This window comes from Flavobacterium beibuense (genome assembly GCF_004151245.1).
GTDB classification, from domain to species: Bacteria; Bacteroidota; Bacteroidia; order Flavobacteriales; family Flavobacteriaceae; genus Flavobacterium; species Flavobacterium beibuense_A.
In genome coordinates this window covers 93,862-114,302 of record NZ_JUIW01000006.1, presented here as the reverse complement: position 1 = coordinate 114,302, position 20,441 = coordinate 93,862, and the positions used below count along the sequence as shown (strand labels likewise).

Genomic DNA, 20,441 nt, shown 5'->3' with positions numbered 1-20,441 from the left:
AGGGGTGGATAGTATATGGTGGTTACTGTGCAACCGGATTCGGGAATTTTTTCGGTTATGCCTTTACCTTGAGCCCGACCTGCTTTTCAATGCCCAGCCGCTTCATTTTGGCAAATAAGGTCTTGTCTTTCATCTTTAGGATTGCCGCGGCACCGTTAGGCCCGCTGATGCGCCAGTTGGTATGGTCAAGCACCTCAATGATATAATCCCGCTGTTTGGTCTCAAAGGAAACAAAACCACAGGGACGGACCAAAACATCCTTTTCGGGTATCCAACTGCCCGGTCTTAGCGTTGTACCGTTTTCCACTATTACGGCACGTTCAATCAGGTTTTCTAATTCCCTGATATTACCGGGGAAGTCATAATTCATCAGACAGTCGATGGTTTGGGCCGATAAACGACGGAAAGCCTTGCCTGCCTTTGCAGCATATTTCTCCAGGAAAAACTGCGCCAAAACAGGAATATCGTCCCTGCGGTCACGTAAGGGCAGATTGTAAATGGGAAAGACATGCAGGCGGTAGTACAGGTCCTCTCGGAAAAGCCCTTCGCGAAGCATTTCCTTCAGGTCCCTGTTGGTGGCCGCTATGATACGGACATCCACCTTAATGGTCTTGGTTCCGCCCAGCTCATCGAATTCCCCTTCCTGCAATACCCTTAAAAGCTTGGGCTGAAGCTCCAGGGGCAACTCTCCGATCTCATCCAGAAAGATGGTGCCTCCGTCGGCAAGGGTAAACTTCCCCATCTTATTGGCTACCGCACCGGTAAAGGCGCCCTTTTTATGGCCGAACAGTTCACTCTCGATAAGCTCTTTGGGCAGGGTGGCACAGTTGACCTTGATAAGGGGACGGTTTTTTCTTCGGCTGTTGCTGTGGATGGCACTGGCCAGTAATTCCTTACCCGTACCCGATTCACCGGTAATCAGTACCGTAGTTTCGGTGGGGGCCACCTGATCAACCTGCATCAGTACCTTTTTGTAGGGCTCACTGTCACAGATAATGTTTTTGAAGTTGATCTTGCTGCTGATCTCCTCCTGCAGGTACTCATTCTCATTCTCAAGGCGCTCCTTCAAGGACTTGATCTCCTGCAGTGCCTCATAAAGCTCGAGATCCCGTAGCTTCTTTGTGGTAATATCGCGTACCACGGCACAGCTGTAATCATCACCGTAATACTTCAGCTGGCTTGCGGTAATGTCCACCGGGAACTTCGTACCGTCCTTTCTGGAAACCAGCCATTCGAATCGGTGCGATCCCTTTTCCCTGAGTTCCCGGAAATGCGATTCCCAGAATTCCGGCGTAACGGAAGGGTCAAGGTCAAACATCGTTAGCCCGTCCAACTGCTTCTTGCTGAATCCCAGTTTCTCGATCAGTGATTCACTGTAGTGCAGTAACTCCGCCTTATCATTATAGACATAGATAAGATCCTGCGCATTATCGATAATGGTCTTATAGAGTGTGAGGTCGTTTTCCTTCTGCTTGATCTCGGTGACATCCTGATACACACCCGATACCTTATAAATCTTATCGGCTTTCAGTATAGGCTTGGCGATCGCCCTGATATACCTGGGGGGCGTACCCTTGAGCTCAAGGACCTCATCAAACGCGGTCCCTTTCCGCATCACCTGCCCCAGCAGAGTCCTGAAGCGGCCGCTGTCGGCAAACTGATGAATAATCCGTGAAGGCAGCAGGTCTTCAGGGTCTTCAGTATTAAAGATATTCAGGGCGCAGGCGGTAGTCCTAAGGGAGCCGTCCTGAAGATTGAGTTCCCAGCCCCCCACGCTTCCGATCGCCCGGGTATTCTCTATCAGATTCTTATAAAAACTGGTCTCAGTTATCTCCCTGAAAATCGCACATATGAATTGCTTTTCCTTAAAGGAGAACTGCTGCACAAACACCTCTCCGGTATAAAACCGGCCATCCTTTGTCTTATGGGTCGCAATAAAGTTAACGCTCCCCTTTTGTCGTACCTCCTGCCAATGCTCCTTCCAGCTTTCGGGGGTTACGGTAATATTAATATCTGCAATCCAAAGCCGGCTGATCTCCTTTCTGCTGTAACCCGACTCGGTACAGAATTTCGTATTGGCGAAGACAATAAAACCCTCGGCATCCAGCCATACCACCTCATAGGGCAGATTATCCATCAACATTCCGGCAATATGCAGTTCGTCACTATAAATATCCATGATTAACTTTTTCAGATAAGTCCCACCCTGTAGTCCATTTTAGTGCTGCAGGCAGCACGTACCGCTGTAGCCCATATAACCTACCTTGGACAGGGAAGGGTAGCAGGGTTACAGCAATCGTAATACAGAACTTATTGTGATTAAAGCAAAGCTAGGCCATACGGAAAGAAAAAACGTAGACAAATGACGATAATGAGGGATTGCTAAAGGACTACAGCATCAAAAAATAAGGCCCCGGTCATCATAGACTGACAGCTATTGTTTGAGTACACGGCTTAAGGTATCCTTGGTAATCCCAAGATAGGAAGCGATAAGATGCTGGGGGAAACGTTGTAAAAATTCAGGGTAACGGGCCGCAAAATCATCATAACGTTCCCTGGCGGATGAACTGATCGAGGAGGCTATCCTTTTCTGGGAGGCGACACTGTATTTTTCATCAAGTTTAAGTATAAACTCATTAAAAACAGGGCATTCCCTACATAGCTTCTCCTTATTTTCTCTTGTAATCACCAGTATCTCGCAAGGCTCACAGGTCTCTATGTAATATCGGCTCGGTGTCAGCAAGGCAAAACTTTCACGGTCACCTGCCCACCAGTTCTCAATATAGAGGTTTATTACATGTTCTTTTCCCTTATCATCAATATAATATTTACGCATGGCACCCTTCACGATAAAGGCAAAGAAATCAATTACCTGTCCCTCTTTGAGCAGATACTGTTTCTTTTTCAGTTCCATCGGAGTAAAATGACCGGCTATCATTTCAAAGTCTTTCTCTGAGATAAGAGCGGAAACATATCGGTTAAGGTATGCGTGCAGGGACTTCATAAAAATAGTATTTTATAACTGCAAATTTAATGATTTTTTGAGTTTTCATTCCACGATGCCTTTTTTTTGGGGTAAATACCTGCTTTTCTTAGGGCTGAAATACCGGCCTCCTTACTTGCCCCGAAAGCGCTAAATTCCCGCGCAAGGCAATGGGTATAGGTAAAAACTTCCCCACTGCTGATTCACTTACGGGATCGGATCCGCACATTGTAAAATGTTTTTAAAAAAATATTTGGAATGTTTGTTCCGTTTAATTTACTTTTGCGGAACGATTATTCCGTTATTAATTTTAAACAGTTAAAAGAATGAGTACATTAAAAGACAAGATTGCCGTAATAACCGGCGCAAGCGCAGGTATAGGTTTTGCTACCGCCAAGGAATTTATTGCCCAAGGGGCCAAAGTGGTGATCACGGGCCGCAATCAGCAGGCTCTGGATCAGGCTGTAGCGACGCTGGGCTCCAATGCCCTGGGAATCCGCGCCGATGCCGCCAACCTTTCCGATACGGAACATTTAGCGGCAGCGGTACAGGCCCGTTACGGTACTGTAGATATTCTGGTGGTCAATGCCGGGGTATCCTTTCAGCAACCGGTAGGACAGCTTACCGAGGCCACTTTCGACACCCTTACCGATATCAATTTTAAGGGCGCCGTATTTACAACCGAAAAGTTTATACCCATTCTTAACGATGGGGCCTCAGTGGTACACATTACCTCTGTTTCTGCCTATACCTTTGCTACCGGGACCAGTATCTATTCTGCAAGCAAAGCAGCCCTGACCGCCTACAGCAAGTCGGCAGCCGTGGAACTGGCCGGGAGAAAGATAAGGGTGAATACCGTAGCCCCTTCCATGACCGAAACAGACATGATCTACAGGGGAGAGTTTGGAACCGAAGAAGTGCATAACTTCCTTAAAGAGAAACTGATGCCGTTCAAGCGCTTTGCCAGACCCGAAGAAATCGCCGGTCTTATTACCTATTTAGCCTCTGATGCGGCTTCCTTTATTTCCGGATCTGAATTTACCATCGACAGCGGGGCCTCGGTCAACGCCGTACGCCTGTAATTTTTTTGCCTAAAAACGGAACATTCGTTCCTGAATTTATTATCTTTGCAGTGTAATCCTACTACACTGCAAAGATTTCTTATGGCAAGGACAAAAGTATTTAACGAACACGACGTATTGGACAGGGCTATGAACCTGTTCTGGCAGAAAGGCTATAACGCCACCTCTGCCCAGGACCTGGTAGACTACCTCGGCATAAGCCGCTCGAGCCTCTATGATACCTTCGGGGATAAGCATTCCCTATTTGTGAAAGCCTTAAAGCAATACCGCAAAGAAAAGATCGATCCCGTGGTCACTACCGATACCCCCGAGGATGTGGAGTCCTACATCAGGTTCTTTTTTGAAGCCGTTCAGGCTGAAGCATTGGACAGTACGGCCTCCAAGGGATGTTTTGTGATCAATTCGGTAGTGGAACTGGCCCCTGTTGATTCCGAAATCGCAGCCATTGCCAATGCCATTATGCACGATACCGAAGAGGCTTTATACAAAGCCATAAAAAAAGGACAGGATACCGGTGTCTTCACCTCAAAATCGCCCGCCCGTTCCCTAGCCCGGTTTGTTTTTAACTCGCTGAACGGACTGCGCGTTACCGTAAAATTTGATGCGGATAAAAAAATGTTTGACGACATTGTAACGGTCTGCCTTTCGGCCCTGAAGCAACAGTAACCGGCATGCGGTACAGCTTTTTAGCTATCTTTTAGTAAAGCGTATCTTAGGCTTACCTTTAAATTATACCAATCGTTCGGTAATTAAAATTTATTTAGTATCTTTGCCCTATGAGACCACAAAAGATAGACGATCAGGAATTACTAAAGGCTTTAACCCACACATTCCGCCTAAAGGGCTATGAGGGGGCAAGTCTGAAGGATCTTTCCGAAGCTACGGGACTAAAGAAAGCGAGCCTGTACCATAGGTTCCCGAAAGGGAAACAGGAAATGGCCGAATCCGTTTTAAAACACTTGGAAGCCTGGGTAGCACAACACGTATTGCAGGCACTGCAGCAACCGGACACCCCCGCTGAAATCCGTCTGACCGAAGCACTCTCATACATCAGGACACTCTACAACAACGGGCAGGACAACTGTATCTTTAAAGCTTTCTCGATGCAGGAAGGGTCAGACCTGTTTCAGACCCTCATTAACAGCGGCCTGAAAGACTGGCTGGATGGTTTCACGGCATTTGGTCAATCGGCCGGTTTCCCTCCTGCCAAAGCAAAGGATATGGCATTAAGCTCACTTATAGCTATTCAGGGCAGCCTTATACTGAGTAAGGGACTAAGCGATACGGTTATTTTCGAGAACACTCTGAAGGACATCTACATAAAGTACTTAAAACAATAAAAAAATTTATTCACCTATTTTACCAAACGTTCGGTAATTAATTTTAATCTTAACAGTAAAAAACGATGAGAAAACTAATTTCAATAAGCCTGATCCTGATCCTGCTTAGCTGCGGGCAATCGGAAAACACACCGCAAAATGAAAGTGTAACAACACAAAATGAATCAGACGGGCAAACCACAAAGTTCAGGACACTTGAAATCGACGGGGTCAACATAGCCTACCGTGAGGCCGGAAATCCGGACAATCCAACAATTGTCCTGCTGCACGGCTATCCTGCATCCTCACATCAGTACAGGAAGGTACTCGAGGGATTATCAGATGATTTCCATCTGATCGCACCCGACTATCCCGGATTCGGAAACAGTGACTTTCCCTCCCCTGACCAATACGAGTATACCTTTGACAATATGGCAAAAACCATCAATGCGTTCCTGGAAAAGAAAAAACTTACCTCCTATGCTATCATGATGCAGGATTACGGTGCTCCGATAGGTTTCAGGATAGCTACTGCAAATCCGGAAAGCGTTACAGCCATCATCACTCAAAACGGAAACGCCTATGAGGAAGGTCTGGGGCAGGCATGGAAAGGCATCAGGGATTTTTGGGCTGACAGAAATGAGCAAACCGAGAACGCCCTGCTGCCGGCCTTTACTATGGAAGGCCTGAAGTGGCAATACACCCATGGCACAAGAAATCCTGAAAACGTGAATCCTGACACCTGGCATCTTGACTACCTGAGAATGTCCCGCCCCAATGCACACCGGGTCAATCTTGACCTGTGGTACGACTATCAGAACAACCTGAAACTTTACCCGAAATGGCAGGAGTATCTCAGGACTCATCAGCCTCCCGTTCTGGTGGTATGGGGAAAAAATGATGAATACTTTCCCGAAAGCGGTGCCGCCGCATTTAAAAAAGATGTCAGCAACATAGATTACAACATCTACGATACGGGGCATTTCGCACTGGAGGAAAATGCAGCGGAAATTATGGAGAAGATCAGGGTATTTATGAAAAAATCGCTCTAAACCCCTGAAAACACTGTGAACAGGTAATGAAAGATACGGCCACCTCATTTTATACCGGTAAAACCTAAATATGTACCTATACGCATTCCTTCATCTTTACTAATTTTGATTAAACCTAAATCGTAAGCTCATGAAATACAAACTATTGCTACTAACAGTCCTACTGTCGCTACTGGTGGCAGGATGCAATAAAAGACCTGATCAGGGAGCAGCCCCTTCCCTCACAACGGCCGATGCTTCAGGTGACACTACAAAATCTCCGGTTCTGGAAGAGGTTTTCAGTGACAGCACCTACCAACTGACAGGGGTAGCCGTATCACCGGAGGGCCGTGTGTTTACCAATTATCCGTATTGGCTGGAGCGTCATGCCAACTCCGTAGTCGAGATCAGGGACGGAAAGCCCCTGCCCTATCCGGATACCAAGTGGAACAGTTTTAAGAAAGGTGACCCGGGCTCCACCACATTTGTTTGCGTACAGGCTGTAGTGGCCGATGAAAAAGGATACCTCTGGATCGTCGATGCGGCCGGTATCGGACTCGGACCCGTATACAAAAATGCCAATAAGGTCGTGAAGGTCAGACTTTCCGATAACAGCATCGAGCGTATCTACAGGTTTCCTGAACAGGTAGCCGGGGCAGACAGCTATCTTAATGACATCAGGGTTGACAACAGTAACGGTTATGCCTATATGACCAGCTCTTCCAACGGCGGAATAGTGGTACTCAATATTGTTTCAGGGGAATCCCGCCTGGTGCTTCAAGACGATTCCAGCGTAAAATCCGATCCCTCCTACCATTTTACCTTTAAGGGTAAGGAATTCTCCATGGCCGACGGAAGTATCCCTAAGATCCACTCTGACGGTATTGCCCTTTCACCGGATAAGGCCTGGTTGTATTACAAGCCGCTGACCGATGACAAACTCTACAGGGTGGAGACGAAACTTCTCAGGGATTTTGCCACACCCCTGAGAACCATTGCCGATAAGGTCCAGGATCTGGGACATTTCGTGACAACCGACGGAATGGTATTCGATAAGGCCGGTAACCTCTATTTCGGGGACCTGGAGCGAAGCAGTATTGTGAGGATCGCACCCGATCTGGAAATGCACACACTGATAACCGATCCTGAAAACCTGATATGGCCTGACAGCTACAGTATTTCGCAAGACGGATACCTCTACATTTCACTGTCACAGATACAGCTCATGCCATGGTTCAACAATAATGTCGACAAAAAAGAAAAACCCTATAGGATCGTGCGTCTAAAAATCTGATACAATACCGGATTACAGGCCATAATTAATATTAAAGAAACCGTTTCGCCGATCCCGGAGAAACCGGCATATAATAAAAATAGTAATCAAAACAGATCAAAACATGAAAGCAATACTTATAAACGAAGTAGGAACCACCGATAAACTCACATACGGCGAAATACCGGTTCCGGAAATAAACGCTGATAAGGTACTGGTCCAGGTGAAAGCAATCAGCATTAACCCGGTCGATGTAAAAAGCCGTGCCGGTAAAGGCGTATACGGCAGGCTTAAGGATGAGCTGCCCCTTATCTTAGGCTGGGATATCAGCGGTACTGTAGTGGAGGCGGGAACTGATTCCGGCTTCAAAAAAGGCGATGAGGTATTCGGTATGGTAAACTTCCCGGGACACGGCAGAGCCTATGCCGAGTACGTTACAGCACCGGGGAGCCAGCTGGCACTTAAGCCTGATGCCATTTCCCATAGCGAAGCGGCTGCCGCTACCCTTGCGGCACTGACCGCTTACCAGGCACTGGTACACAAGGCACAGGTAAAGCCTGGAGATAAAGTCCTGATCCATGCCGCCTCGGGAGGCGTAGGGCACTTTGCGGTCCAGATGGCGCGACATCTTGGCGCTGTGGTAACCGGAACCTCCTCGGCAGCGAACCGGGAATTTGTACTGGGGCTTGGTGCTCAGGAACATATCGATTATCACGGCTATGACTGGAAAAACCACCCTTCAGCATTTGATTTTGTTTTCGATACCGTAGGCGGGGACAATATTGACAATTCCATCACTGCTGCCAAGGCCGGGGGTACCGTGATAAGCATCCCGACCGGACTTAGTGAGGCCGTAACGGAAAAAGCGGCGGCCAAAGGCGTAAACGGGTATTTCTTTCTGGTCTCATCCAGCGGGGAGGACATGAGGGTTATTGCGCAGTGGCTGGCCAAAGGACATATCAGGTCGCATGTTTCCGAAGAGTTCGGTTTTAGCGAAATGGCCAAGGCACACCAACATATTGAGACTGGCAGGACAGTCGGCAAAATCGTTGTAACCCTTTAATAATTGCGGCAGGCGCCGGACCTTACCTCAACTATAAAAAACAGTGGACGGCGCCTGATGCAATCCTACCCCCCATCCTCCGGCATCATCCTGCATCCGAGGAAAAGAGGCAACACGCCGGTTCCTAAATGGGTAAAAACTATTATATTTGCTTTTACCCAATGCCTTACAAAAAACAGGTTATGCACATCGAAAACTCTTTAATGCCCTTTGACATTGAGAAAGAAACACTGACCCGATGGAGCCGCAGGCCCCACAGGCACAATTTCTTTGAGCTTGTCTTCATTGAGCAGGGAACAGGCAAACAATGCATAAACGATACGCTTGTGCCCTATCAGGGTGAAAGTATTTTCCTTTTGCCGCCCTACGATTGCCATTCCTTTGAAATTGAATCGGAAACTACATTTGTATTTATCCGTTTTAATGCCCTTTTCTTTAAACAGGACAAACGTGCTATGATGGATTACAGCCAATGGTTCGCTAACCTGCATTATATCTTAAGCAGCTACAATCGAATACCCGGTGATATCATCCATTCCGATTCCGACAGGGCCGTGATGATCAGCCTTATTCGAAGCATCCAAAGTGAAAAAGAGCAAAACAGCGCGTCGGAGTCCGTACTGCGGACCAATATGGTGGCCCTGCTTAACCTACTGTTGCGTAATTTTGAGAACAGCTTTCTTGAAAAGCATCAGGACAAAGACCTTCAGACGCGTGATCTGCTACAGTACATCCAGTACAACCTCTTTGATAACAGTAAGCTGAAAACCGATGCGATCGCTGATGCGTTTAAGCTATCACCCAATTATGTCGGTGAATATTTTAAAAAGAAGACCGGGGAAAGCCTTAAGGAATACATCCTAAAGGCCAGGGTAAATGTGGCGCAGAGCCGGATTGAATACTCAGGACAGAGCCTCAAGGAGATAGCCTATGAACTCGGGTTCACCGATGCCAGCCACATGACCAAAGTGATCAGGAAATATTACGACGATGCGGGGACTTCCTGCAGCAGCCTTGCATGATGGCCACCAATTGCCACTATAAAAACGTTACATGACAAACAGCTGTCCCTAGCTGCAGTGTGGCCTCTTATTTCCTTACAAAAATATATCTTCCCCTGCTCTCCTGGTGGGAACCTTTCCCTGCCACCTGCAGAACACCCTAGCCTATACGACCCTAATCCCGGGGCAGATACAAAATATTTCGTGGAACCGGCGCTCCGCAAGCTGTCTTATTATTAACCTACCTTTTCTGCCCCCACCAATGCGTCCCGACAGGTGCCGGTCCACAAGGTTATCCCTGTTTCTCAAAATACCGATTCTTGCAGCTGAAAGAACATTTCTTTATGTGTAGTTATGAATCGAAATAACACTCCCTTAACACACTATTCATAATTTAACGATATATCGTAAAATAATAATACCTGCAAAAAACCAAACAACTGAAATACAGATCATTGAAATAAATGGCAACAAATTCGCTTATAGGGTAAGGGTTTAAACATTTCACTCGGCTTAGCTTGGCAAGGCTGTTAACATCAAATAAAAAATTATGGAATCATTTATTGGCATCAGAAAAGAAAACATCCTACAGATCACCGACTCGCTCAGCAAACTGCTTGCAGATGAGTTTGTGCTGTACACCAAAACCCGTAACGCCCATTGGAATGTAGAGGGAAACGACTTTTACAACAAACATCTCTTCTTTGAATCCCAGTACAACCAACTCGATGAAATTATGGACAGTGTAGCCGAAAGAATACGAACTTTGGGACACTATGCCCCTGCTACCTTAAAAGACTTTTTAGAGTTAACGCAGTTGACCGAAGTATCAAGGTCGGAGAACAACAGTCCCGGATTTATCAAGGACCTCTTAATGGACCATGAGAGCATTATCATGTTCCTTCGTGGAAGAATTGACCTTTTTGCTGCTGAACTAAAGGATTATGGCACCAGTGATTTCATTACATCACTGATGGAAAGCCATGAAAAAATGGCCTGGATGCTAAGAGCTCATCTGAAATAAAACCAATGAGGTTTCACGGTATACATTACACGACTCTCCTACTGTCGGCTGTTGCGGGTTATTGCGACACGGTAACCTTTGTCGCCGGTGACACTATTTTCTCAGCCCATGTAACCGGTAACTTTATTGTTTTTGCCTATCAGATCATCAAAGGCGGGGATATACAGGCATGGATAAAATTAATTACCTTTCCTGTTTTTATTATAGCGGTAATGTGCGGGGGCCGGCTATCTGAGAAATCTGATGAAAAACGCCGGCTCCTGTTAGCCGAAGCGTTGCTTTTACTTTTGGCTGGTGTCCTGGCTTATGTTTATCCCGAAAGTAATAACAAAGGATTAAAGTACCTTTACGTAATGATTGTTGTTTTTGCCCTGGGGCTGCAAAATGCATTTGGCAAACTGTTCCCCAAAGACACCTATGGCCCCACAACGGTTATGACAGGCAATGTCGCTCAGGCGTCACTGGACATACGCGAGCTACTGATAAACAGAACTGTTGCCCCGGTTGCCCTTATCAGTATTAAAAAACAGGCCATTACAATAACGGGGTTTCTCACAGGGTGCGTATCGGGTGCGCTGTGCGCAGCGGAATTCGGGCTGAAAGCGATACTTGCAGCTGCCCTGCCAATGCTGCTGTGTTACCTCGGCGAAAGAAGGAATATTGAATAATTTTAACTTAAAAAAATGGTGTATCGAATAGTACTTATACTTGCTTTATTGTTTCCGATCAAATCCATCGGTCAGCAAACCGATGATGAGAAAATGCATGCCCTGGTCGAGAAACTGCAGCACGGTGAAAATAACCAGGAGAAGGCAGAGAAGCTGCTGGAAGCGGTACATTATTATCTGGAGAAGGAAAAACATTCCAAAGAAGATATGGACCGCGTTGTTGTACTGAACCGCAAGGCAATGCAGATCAGCAGAAAACTCGACCTTAAAAATAATATTGCCCATAGCATGTTGCTTGATGCCGAAATAGCAATTACCAATGGTGATACCACTACAGGAAACCGATTAAAACACAAGGCACTTACTTATGCAAAAAAATACAATCTCAATAAAGAAGCTGCCAATATTTACGCCTCTCTGGGTTATTTTGCCTCAAACAACGGTGACCCGGACACTATTAAATATTTCATCAATGCGGCATCATTGTACAAACAGGCGGGTGAGGTTGACAAAGAAGCCCTAATGTATTCTAAACTATCCATTATGTTTAATAGTATGGATAAGCCTGCCACATCCATAAAATATGCCTTACAGGCTGTTGAAATCAAGAAAAAGCTGGAGGATCAGAACCTTTTCCAGGAATACACAATACTTGCTATGGATTACAGGGTTCAGGGGGATTATGAGCTAGCGCTATCCTATGCCCTTAAAGCCGAAAAGACGATGGACAGCGTCAGGGTTGGCGGCTTATGGGTAAGTCTTTTGTACGATCTTTTGGGAACCATATACTCTGAACTGAACTTCTTTGACAAATCCGTTGAATACTATAAGAAAGCCATAGCGGTATCAAAAGAGAACAATGATACTGAGGGAGTGACCGCAATAACCATAAACACCGCCCGAAGCCTGTATCATAGGGGAAAGATTACAGAAGCACTGGAAGTGCTCGATAGCGGTTTTCAGTTTTACCACAGCGATGGATGTGATGTGGAATACCAGTCATTATACATGCTGATACACTGTAAACTCAAGCAGTACCGTAAAGCCGGACGCTACTATGAGCAACTGCTGCAATGCAGCAGCAATCTTGATGGAAGGACCCATATAGAGCAGGAAAAAATCTATTATGCCATAATAAGCTACCTGACACAGACCGGACAGGCCGACAAAACCTACCCTTACATCGGCAAATTAAAAGAACTGGCTAAAGTACATAACGACCTATATAACCTGTCGCAGCTGGAACATACACAATTTCAGTCCGATTCGGCTACAGGAAATTATTTAGGTGCCATACAGCATCTGAAGAATTATAAAACTTTTAATGATTCTCTTTTTAATATCAACAGCTCCAAACAGTTTTCAGACCTACAGTTACAATACGAGACCGAGAAAAAAGACAAGAACATCAAGCTCCTGACACAGCAAAGCGAGCTGCAGCAAACAAAACTGGAAAAGGAAATAGTAATACGCTATATTTTTATCGGGAGTTTGGTTATTTCCTTCATAATCCTTGCACTGGTCTACAGCAGGTATTGCATCAAAAGAAAAACGAATGCTGTCTTGGAGGCCAAACAGGAAGAAATAAACCGCAAAAACAAAAAACTTCAAAATCTTGTTGAGGAAAAAGAGTGGCTCCTGAAAGAGATTCACCACAGGGTTAAAAACAACCTGCAAATCGTGATCAGCCTTTTAAACACGCAGTCGGCCTATCTTGACAATGAGGATGCCCTGCAGGCCATTCAAAACAGCCAGCACAGGATGCATGCCATGTCGCTGATCCATCAGAAGCTGTATCAGACCGATAATCTTGCCAGTATCAATATTTCCTGGTACATACAGGAATTGACAAACTATCTAAAAGACAGTTTTGATAATGACAACAAAATACGGTTTGAACTCCACACACAGTCGGCAGAATTGGACGTGGCTCAGGCCGTACCGCTCGGGCTGATCCTTAATGAAGCCATAAGCAACGCTATAAAATATGCCTTCCCAAACCAGAAAGGCATTATCACCATAACCTTTAAGGAGACCCAGGAAAACACATTCCTGTTACAGATTACCGATAACGGTGTCGGCCTCCCCGAAGGGTTTGAACTCACGGAACTGGATTCCCTGGGTATGAACCTTATGAGAGGGCTGGCCGAACAGCTTGACGGAGCATTTGACATTACCACCGGCAACGGTGTAACCATAACGATACCATTTACGAAAAGAGGTACTGATATTTAAGCAAAATGACAGATGAATATGAATGAAAAAATACTGATTGTTGAAGATGAGTTTATAGTTGCCAACGACCTGAAAATGATACTGAAAAAAGGCAACTACAATGTGGTGGGGATAGCCTCTTCTGCAACGCAGGCAAGAACCATGATTGCGGCCAAAAGGCCCGACTGGGTCCTGCTGGATATCATACTTAAAGGAAACGAGACGGGAATAGACCTCGCCAGGGAACTGGCTACGGTAAAAATACCGTTCCTATTCATATCGGCCAATACTAATCAAAGTATACTGGAGGCTGTAAAAAAAACAGGACCTTACGGCTTTATGGTAAAACCCTTTAGGGAAAAAGACCTGTTGGTGATGCTCGATATAGCCCGTTACAGACACAAGATCGAAAACCAGCAGGAATTAAAAACGGGAGAGAAAGAGCAGGCAGTCCCTGACTTTGGTGAGATTATCGGACAAAGCCCGAACATTAAAAAGGTACTCCATAAAGTAAGTCTCGTTGCCTCCACGGATACTTCTGTACTGATTACCGGGGAAAGCGGCACGGGAAAAGAACGCATTGCCCACGCCATACATAAGAACTCAGCCAGAAAAAACAAACCGTTAGTTGTGGTCAATTGCGCCGCCTTACCACTGTCGCTGGCAGAATCAGAACTGTTCGGGCACGAAAAAGGGGCTTTCACAGGAGCCAACAGCCTACGTACGGGTAAGTTTGAACAGGCCCATGGCGGAACGGTGTTCCTGGATGAAATTGGCGAGCTTCCCCTTGATGCGCAGGTAAAACTATTGCGTGTGCTTCAGGAAAAGGAGATTCAACGCATTGGCGGAAACCATACCTTTAAAGTGGACGTGCGTATTATAGCCGCGACAAACCGTAATCTGGAAAAAGAGGTTGCAGAAGGTCGGTTCAGGCTCGATTTATATTACAGGCTTAATGTTTTTCCTATCGAGCTTCCTCCACTGAAAAACCGGAAAGACGACATCCTGTTACTGGCCAATCATTTCCTTTCAAAATTCAACAAGGCAAACGGTAAGGGCATTACAGGGTTTAGCGATAAAGCACAACAACAGCTCTTACAATACAGCTGGCCCGGCAATATACGTGAACTGGAACACCTTATTGAGCGTAGTTGGCTTTTATCCACAGGCCATGAGATCGATAGTATTGAACTGCCCACGGACTCCGAAAGCCCGGGGGAAACTACTTCGGGTGAACTATCCTCCCTGGAGGATATGGAACGTAAACATATCATGCAGGCCTTACAGGCCTGTGGCGGAAAGGTATTCGGGCCGGGAGGTGCTGCCGAAATGCTGAAGATCCCCGCTACTACCCTGTATTCAAAAATGAAAAAACTTGGCATACAGCAGGAACATTACTAATTTCAAAAGAAACGGATCATGACCGATATTAAACTGGAGCTGGACGATAAAAAACACGGGGCCTTTTACCTTCATGAAGAGGGTAAAAAAATGGGCGAAATGGTGGTAAGCATACGTGATAACAAATTAACGGTATACCATACCGAGGTGGACCTGGCAGCTGCCGGTAAGGGGTTCGCCGGATTACTCCTGGCAGAGATGGTAAAATATGTTAGGGAAAACAACCTTACGGTCATCCCACTGTGCCCTTACGTACACGCGCAGTTCAAAAGGCACCCGGACACCTACCAAGATATCTGGTTTAAGGAAAATAAGTAAAGCAAGCTAATCCGGTAATTATTATTTTTACTGTACAAATTGTACCACATGACCCACAGTGCGGAAAATAACGAGATACTAAAAAGAATCATGCAGCGAGAGCAGGAGCAGCTGCTACTGCTCTCGCTATGCGAAAGCCTTGCCATGGCCGAGAATAGGGCTGATCTGAATCAGGTGGTAACCCAGGAACTGAAATCAAAACTGGGGTTTGAACATTTCTCCCTTTTTCTCCAACACCAGTCTAAAGAAGGCCATGCTCTTTTTTACAGCAGTGAGAACCCTAAATTCCTTCGGTTTAAAGACCAGGTGATTAAAACCGATTTTTTTGACAGGGTTTCTGATTCTCCCGATCCTGTGCTACTCCCAACACCGGAAATAATCAAAACGGGTCTACAGCCTATTGTGGGCGAAGGTTATAAAAACACCATCAGAAAAGCTTTGTTTTACACTATTCCCTCAAAAAAATTCAAGCTTGTTTTGTGCCTTGGTTACAGTAAAGACGGAAAGCCCGAACGGGAAGACCTGCGACTTATAACACAACTCTGCAGCCAGCTTACCATAACCCTGACCAATATACTTTTACTGGAGAGGCATATCTCCGTCAATGATCCTAAAAATCAATTGGCACAAGATGAAAAAACGCCCTTTAAAGGCCAGCACATGGCTATTGAAGGGAACAGTGCCCCTATGCAAAAGGTACGTACCCTGATCAGTTTGGTTAGCCCTAGTGACACCGGAGTCCTCATACTCGGTGAAAGCGGCACCGGTAAAGAGCTTGTAGCAAGGGCCATACACGAAAACTCAGACAGGAAAAACAAAAACCTTGTGAAAATAAACTGTGCTGCCATACCCGAAAACTTATTGGAAAGTGAGTTGTTCGGCCATGAAAAAGGCAGTTTTACAGGTGCCGTTTCCCAAAAGAAAGGAAAGTTTGAAATAGCCCATAACGGTACACTTTTCCTTGACGAGATTGGAGAATTGCCAATGGATCTCCAGGTAAAACTATTAAGGGCATTACAGGAAAAGGAAATTGAACGGATAGGAGGACATAAGACCATAGCCGTAAACGTTCGTATAGTAGCCGCCACTAACAGGGATTTACAACAGGAGATCGCCAAAGGAAATTTCAGAAAGGACCTTTACTACAGGCTTAACGTTTTCCCAATTTATATCCCCCCACTGAAAGAACGGAAAGAAGACCTGAAAAGCCTGGCACAGTTTTTTGTACAACGTTTCTGTACCAAAAACAAACAGAATGTAAAAACAATTTCGGCAAAGGCAATGAGAAGACTTGAAATGCATAACTGGCCGGGTAATGTTCGCGAACTGGAGCATGCCATAGAGCGTGCCGTACTGTTGTCCCCCGAAAAAACAATTACGGAAATAGAAGTATCCTCCTATACTGATGCAGTACATACGACTGACAATAATACAGTCATAAAATCATGGCGTGAGTTTGAAAGAGACTATCTCCTGAGCGTGCTTAAGTTTTGTAAGGGGCGTATATCAGGCGATAACGGTGCTGCTGCCCTTCTGGACCTTCCTTCCACTACCTTAAAATCAAGAATGGACAGGCTGGGCATCAAAAAAAGGCATTACCTGTCTTAACTGCATATATCTTTTTTAAAAGCGATCACCACTCCTATATACCCCCTACAGCAGTCTGAAGTCGGTTTATATGACTTTGTTCTTCACAGGGATTCACCCGGGGTGTCGGTAGGGATAGTTCCCGGAAACCACGGATGAAATAGCGTTCTACTGCAAATGACTATTTTTATAATTCCGGTATTCCTCACATATTTAAGCATATCAGAAAAGTAAAAACTTTATTCCTCTTCCGGCTAAGGTGTTCAAAAGAACCCTTTTTTAGCTTCGCATTTACTTACTCTCGTAAAACCTCTTCCATAAATTACTATATATCGTAATAACTCAATCTTACAAAAAAAACAACTGACTGAAAATCAAACAACTACAAACAAGGACCAGACTTTGCATGTGGATCATAAATTAAATCATTAAAATTTAAAACACAGTAATTATGAAAAACCTAGTTGTAACCGCAGTTGTACTGTTTGCATCACTGACAGCTTTTGCCCAAAAACCAAGCCCGGCGCTGTTAAACCCAACCAACCACACCTTAGTACTGATAGACCACGAGAGCCAAATGGCTTTTGCAACGCAGAGTATCGCTATAGACCAGCTACGCAACAATACAGGCTTAGTAGCAGGAGCCTCAAAAATTTTCAGTGTACCCACAGTGGTTACGACAGTGGCCGAAAAATCGTTTAGCGGACCTGTTTTTGCCGAAATTGAAGAATTCTATCCACAGGCTACCTCAAACTATATCGATCGTACTACCATGAACACATGGGAAGATACAAATGCCTACAAAGCCATTACCGGAAAAGGTAAGAAAAGACTTGTGCTTGCCGGACTATGGACAAGCGTATGCATTGTAGGACCGGCTCTTTCTGCAATTAACGACGGATATGAGGTATATGTAATTACCGATGCCTGTGGAGATGTATCTAAAGAAGCGCATGATATGGCTGTTACAAGAATGGTACAGGCCGGTGCCAAACCAATGACCTCTTTACAGTACTTATTAGAACTGCAACGTGACTGGGCCCGTCAGGAAACCTATAAGGACGTTACCGATTTGGTTAAAAAATACGGTGGCGCTTATGGTATTGGCGTTCAGTATGCTCATGATATGCTAAAACATTAATAGCTGCTTTTTATTTCTGCAAAAAGGCTGTGTATACCCTTATTCAACTTCCACTATTTAATACACAGCCTTTTTCTCCTTTCAACAATCAATTCATCTAAAAAAACTAAAAATGAAACAACGTATTACCCTTTTTGCATTATTGTTTTTTGCAGTATCGGTTATGGCGCAGTCGCCCGAACTGATAGTGTATAATGCCAAAATACATACGCTGGATAACAATAATACCATTAGCCAGGCCATAGCCGTTGCTAACGGAAAAATCATAAAAACCGGAAATGATAAACAGATACTTAAACTTAAAGGTAAAAGTACAACTGTCATAAATGCATATGGTAAAACCATGGTACCGGGACTTTTTGACTCCCACATGCACATAATCAGGGGCGGACGTTTCTTTAATACCGAACTGCGTTGGGATGGTGTTCGTTCTCTTCAAACAGCACTCACCATGCTGAAGGAACAGGCACAACGTACCCCTAAAGGCCAGTGGGTTCGTGTAGTGGGCGGATGGAATGCCTGGCAGTTTGAGGAAAGAAGGCTTCCTACCCTGCAGGAAATCAACGAGGCTACAGACGATGTACCCACCTTTGTATTACACCTTTACGGACATGCCTATCTCAACAAGGCCGGACTAAAAGCCCTGAATATTAACCCGGACACCCCAAATCCGTCCGGAGGACTGATAGAGAGAGATATTCACGGAAACCCTACGGGACTACTGGTGGCAGAACCGAATGCTTTTATTCTTTATTCCACACTTTCTAAATTACCTGAGCTTACCGAAGAAGAAAAAACAAACTCTACCAAGCTCTTTATGACAGAAATGAATCGTTTGGGGGTTACAGCCATTATGGATGCCGGAGGAGGGTTTCAAAACTATCCTGATGATTATGCCATTACCACAAAACTCTGTGAAAGTAATGAGCTAACCATAAGGATGCCCTACTACCTGTTTGCGCAAAAGGCAGGTAGCGAACTTTCTGATTATACCCGCTGGATCAGTTCGGTGGAAATAGGACAGGGTTGCGATGTGTCTGATGATGGGGTTAAACGATTTGGTAAGATGCCCAAGATGGAATATCATGTTCAGGGAGGTGGAGAAAACCTGGTAATGAGCGCAGGAGATTTTGAAAACTTTGATAAGCCAAGGCCTGATTTAAACCCTGCTATGGAACAGCAGCTTAAAGCTGTACTTTCCCTACTTATAAAAAACAGATGGCCTTTCAGGCTGCATGCTACCTACAACGAAAGTATTACCCGTTTTTTAAACGTTATTGAAGAGATAGACAAAGAAACACCTTTAGACGGTCTGCTTTGGTTCTTTGATCATGCCGAAACCATATCCGATGAAAACCTGCAAAGGGTAAAAGCATTGGGAGGCGGCATTGCCATACAGCACAGGATGGCCTATCAGGGAGAGAATTTCATAAAAAGGTATGGCAAGGCTGCAGCGGCAAAAACAGTACCTCTCAAAAAAATGAAGGATATGGGGATTAAAGTCGGTATGGGCACAGACGGTACACGTGTGGCCAGCTTTAATCCCTGGGTTGGACTGTACTGGCTTACTACAGGAAAAACCCTTGGCGGGCTTAAATATATGGCTGAAGAAAACATACAGGACAGAACGGCTGCAATAAAACTATTCACTCAGGGAAGTGCCGCCCTTCTACGACTGGATGCAGACAGAGGCATGCTTAAAGAAAATTATCTGGCAGATTTCATACTGCTTTCAGACGATTACTTTACTGTACCCGAAGACAGGATACTTAACATACAATCGGTTTTAACGGTGGTTAATGGTAAGGTAGTATATGGCAATAATGAATTTGAGCAGTATGCACCAGAAAAATTAAAAGCTATCCCACAGTGGAGTCCTGTTAATTATTACGGAGGGTATCAAAACCAGTAATCATGAGAACCTCTTGGCAAAATAATAATCATAATTGGGATACAATAAGCCTCGGACTATTGTTTTTCAGGGTAGCAGTGTCTGTCGAACTTATCCTGGTTCACGGGCTTAAAAAAATGGGAGTTGGGGTCAGTACTGCCGAGGTAGTGCCGAACCCGCTACACCTGCCCGAAGCCCTTAATCAGATATTTGCTACTACAGCAAATGTTATTCTTCCGCTATTTGTCATTTTCGGAATAGCAACAAGGCTGGCAGTACTGCCTATACTTGCTGTTACCCTTACAGGCTACTTTGTAGTACATGGCAGCGATCCGCTGCCCCAAAGGGATATCCCGTTTATGTACAGTATATCATTCCTGTTGTTACTGATTGCCGGTGCGGGAAAATACTCGGTAGACTCAATACTATTCAAAAAAAATTAAGT

The 20,441-nt window shown here is 45.1% G+C and carries 18 protein-coding genes; 16 read left to right on the top strand and 2 right to left on the bottom strand.

Features of this window, described 5'->3' with window-relative positions; genetic code table 11:
• Positions 1 to 55 precede the first annotated feature (55 nt).
• A complete protein-coding gene (locus tag NU09_RS09455; protein WP_129751038.1) occupies positions 56 to 2,179 on the bottom strand; it encodes a sigma 54-interacting transcriptional regulator in 2,124 nt (707 codons plus the stop codon).
• 255 nt (positions 2,180 to 2,434) lie between these two features.
• The gene (locus NU09_RS09450) at positions 2,435 to 3,004 is read right to left on the bottom strand and encodes a Crp/Fnr family transcriptional regulator (protein ID WP_129751037.1); all 570 of its coding nucleotides are present in this window, start codon (positions 3,002 to 3,004) and stop codon (positions 2,435 to 2,437) included.
• Positions 3,005 to 3,309: 305 nt separating this feature from the next.
• Between NU09_RS09450 and NU09_RS09445 the strand changes: the two genes are divergently transcribed.
• From NU09_RS09445 to NU09_RS09370, 16 genes are all read left to right on the top strand, one after another.
• Positions 3,310 to 4,065 carry an SDR family NAD(P)-dependent oxidoreductase gene (locus NU09_RS09445; protein WP_129751036.1) on the top strand — a complete coding sequence of 252 codons (756 nt, stop codon included), beginning with the start codon at positions 3,310 to 3,312 and terminating at the stop codon, positions 4,063 to 4,065.
• 81 nt (positions 4,066 to 4,146) lie between these two features.
• Entirely contained in the window at positions 4,147 to 4,731 is a 585-nt protein-coding gene (locus NU09_RS09440; RefSeq protein WP_129751035.1) for a TetR/AcrR family transcriptional regulator, read from the top strand.
• Positions 4,732 to 4,841: 110 nt separating this feature from the next.
• Positions 4,842 to 5,405, top strand: a complete 564-nt coding sequence (locus NU09_RS09435) for a TetR/AcrR family transcriptional regulator (RefSeq protein WP_129751034.1) — start codon at positions 4,842 to 4,844, stop codon at positions 5,403 to 5,405.
• Between the two features lie 65 nt (positions 5,406 to 5,470).
• Positions 5,471 to 6,436 carry an alpha/beta fold hydrolase gene (locus NU09_RS09430; RefSeq protein WP_129751033.1) on the top strand — a complete coding sequence of 322 codons (966 nt, stop codon included), beginning with the start codon at positions 5,471 to 5,473 and terminating at the stop codon, positions 6,434 to 6,436.
• Between the two features lie 130 nt (positions 6,437 to 6,566).
• Positions 6,567 to 7,709: an L-dopachrome tautomerase-related protein gene (locus tag NU09_RS09425; protein WP_129751032.1), complete on the top strand. Its 1,143-nt coding sequence runs from the start codon at positions 6,567 to 6,569 to the stop codon at positions 7,707 to 7,709.
• Between the two features lie 103 nt (positions 7,710 to 7,812).
• On the top strand, positions 7,813 to 8,751 hold the full coding sequence (locus NU09_RS09420; protein ID WP_129751031.1) for an NADP-dependent oxidoreductase: 939 nt from the start codon (positions 7,813 to 7,815) through the stop codon (positions 8,749 to 8,751).
• A gap of 128 nt (positions 8,752 to 8,879) precedes the next feature.
• On the top strand, positions 8,880 to 9,773 hold the full coding sequence (locus tag NU09_RS09415) for an AraC family transcriptional regulator (protein WP_207209770.1): 894 nt from the start codon (positions 8,880 to 8,882) through the stop codon (positions 9,771 to 9,773).
• Between the two features lie 529 nt (positions 9,774 to 10,302).
• Positions 10,303 to 10,776 (top strand): Dps family protein, encoded by a 474-nt coding sequence (locus NU09_RS09410; protein ID WP_129751030.1) that lies wholly within the window; start codon positions 10,303 to 10,305, stop codon positions 10,774 to 10,776.
• A gap of 5 nt (positions 10,777 to 10,781) precedes the next feature.
• On the top strand, positions 10,782 to 11,444 hold the full coding sequence (locus NU09_RS09405; RefSeq protein ID WP_129751029.1) for a YoaK family protein: 663 nt from the start codon (positions 10,782 to 10,784) through the stop codon (positions 11,442 to 11,444).
• 15 nt (positions 11,445 to 11,459) lie between these two features.
• Complete coding sequence (locus tag NU09_RS09400; protein WP_129751028.1) at positions 11,460 to 13,679, top strand: histidine kinase dimerization/phosphoacceptor domain -containing protein; 2,220 nt, start codon at positions 11,460 to 11,462, stop codon at positions 13,677 to 13,679.
• Between the two features lie 18 nt (positions 13,680 to 13,697).
• On the top strand, positions 13,698 to 15,059 hold the full coding sequence (locus NU09_RS09395) for a sigma-54-dependent transcriptional regulator (RefSeq protein WP_129751027.1): 1,362 nt from the start codon (positions 13,698 to 13,700) through the stop codon (positions 15,057 to 15,059).
• A gap of 18 nt (positions 15,060 to 15,077) precedes the next feature.
• A complete protein-coding gene (locus NU09_RS09390) occupies positions 15,078 to 15,377 on the top strand; it encodes a GNAT family N-acetyltransferase (protein ID WP_129751026.1) in 300 nt (99 codons plus the stop codon).
• 48 nt (positions 15,378 to 15,425) lie between these two features.
• Positions 15,426 to 16,985 carry a sigma-54 interaction domain-containing protein gene (locus NU09_RS09385; protein WP_129751025.1) on the top strand — a complete coding sequence of 520 codons (1,560 nt, stop codon included), beginning with the start codon at positions 15,426 to 15,428 and terminating at the stop codon, positions 16,983 to 16,985.
• 430 nt (positions 16,986 to 17,415) lie between these two features.
• A complete protein-coding gene (locus NU09_RS09380) occupies positions 17,416 to 18,105 on the top strand; it encodes a hydrolase (RefSeq protein ID WP_129751024.1) in 690 nt (229 codons plus the stop codon).
• A 112-nt stretch (positions 18,106 to 18,217) separates the two neighbouring features.
• Complete coding sequence (locus tag NU09_RS09375) at positions 18,218 to 20,017, top strand: amidohydrolase (protein WP_129751023.1); 1,800 nt, start codon at positions 18,218 to 18,220, stop codon at positions 20,015 to 20,017.
• A gap of 2 nt (positions 20,018 to 20,019) precedes the next feature.
• Positions 20,020 to 20,439, top strand: a complete 420-nt coding sequence (locus NU09_RS09370; RefSeq protein WP_129751022.1) for a DoxX family protein — start codon at positions 20,020 to 20,022, stop codon at positions 20,437 to 20,439.
• Positions 20,440 to 20,441: the final 2 nt, after the last annotated feature.